1 pseudogene is annotated in these 257 nt (G+C 55.6%); it reads right to left on the bottom strand.

Annotated elements, in window-relative coordinates:
• A pseudogene (locus SB772_RS43040) lies at positions 1-257 on the bottom strand (type IV pilus secretin PilQ); the annotation flags it as partial.

The following is a 257-nucleotide window of genomic DNA, read 5'->3' as shown; positions in this document are numbered from 1 at the left end:
ATCGGCCTGCTGTAGCACCTGCCCCGGAACGTTCTGGCTGATGTGTAATTTCAGCCGGATGCGACCTTTTTGTAACACCGTGGGCGTGACCTCCATCCCCAGGACGGCCTCTTTAAATTCCACCGACGTCGCGCCACTTTCCCCGCTGGAAACCTGATATGGAATTTCGCTCCCCTGTTTAATGCTGGCAGGCTGAAGATGTGAGGCCAGCAGACGCGGACTGGCGATAATATCCAGCTGCTGTTTTTGTTCGAGCG

The sequence above is a fragment of the Paraburkholderia sp. SIMBA_030 genome, from assembly GCF_046535245.1.
GTDB lineage: Bacteria > Pseudomonadota > Gammaproteobacteria > Burkholderiales > Burkholderiaceae > Paraburkholderia.
Note: the sequence above shows the minus strand (reverse complement) of the source record. Positions and strands in the feature narration are given on the sequence as shown.